Genomic DNA, 773 nt, shown 5'->3' with positions numbered 1-773 from the left:
CGGTGACGGTCACAACCGGGTACTGGCCAGAAACCCACGACAACGTTTTCTGGCCAGTACCGGGTCCCTGAAACCAGCGGTACCACCTACCCGGACTACCCGTACCATCACGCCGTATTTGCCAGCATGCAGCCATTTGCTGTTATTCCCGCTCATCCGGAGCATCATTTTCTGTCGAGGATCAGCGATCTTGATAATGCGGACAAACATCGCGAAATTGCCACGCCCGTCATGCTTCGCCGAGTTGGACGCGTGAGCTGGCCTGTTGGTTTGAATTTTGAGGAGCTCGTGCCACCGATTGAGGACAACATGTCTCCAGGCGGAGAGATTTGTCGCTACAGATTTGAAACCCCTCAAAGCCCTGCGGAATTGGTTATGGAGGCGTCATTCGGGATCGGATTACGCGGCGCTGGCGGGGCGGTCAACAGCGCTGATTTCATTTTGACCCAGCTGATCGACAATGTTGCCATCATGGCCCGTGGCATCTATGCGGGTGATGTCGTTCACGGCTTCGTAATCATGAATGGTTCTTCGGTGCGGCAGCAGGTGAGTCCTTAACATGGCGCGGTTGACCATGGCCGCGCCTTGGCTTGCTGTGCTGCAGGACTCGCCCCACTAGTGTCCTGCGTCGTAAATTCGTTGAATGAGTGTTAAAATTGGTGTATGGCACGCACTGGACGCCCGAAGGCTGAACTGATCCTCACCGAGGAAGAACGCGATCAGCTGTCGCGATGGACCCGCAGGCGCAAGTCCTCCCAGGCCCTGGCGCTGCG

At 56.7% G+C, this 773-nt stretch carries 1 protein-coding gene; it reads left to right on the top strand.

What is annotated here, in order from left to right; all coding sequences use genetic code 11:
• Positions 1-126: 126 nt before the first annotated feature.
• The gene (locus tag QMG52_RS21805; RefSeq protein WP_283562488.1) at positions 127-558 is read left to right on the top strand and encodes a hypothetical protein; all 432 of its coding nucleotides are present in this window, start codon (positions 127-129) and stop codon (positions 556-558) included.
• Positions 559-773 lie beyond the last annotated feature (215 nt).

Source organism: Paenarthrobacter sp. PH39-S1 (assembly GCF_030063245.1).
Classification (GTDB): domain Bacteria; phylum Actinomycetota; class Actinomycetes; order Actinomycetales; family Micrococcaceae; genus Arthrobacter_M.
The sequence above is the reverse complement of the archived record's forward strand: the minus strand, read 5'-3'. Positions and strand labels throughout refer to the sequence as shown.

Excerpts from the sequence above, each read along its gene's own strand:
- QMG52_RS21805 (WP_283562488.1), top strand. The coding sequence starts at position 127 with ATGCAGCCATTTGCTGTTATTCCCGCTCATCCGGAGCATCATTTTCTG.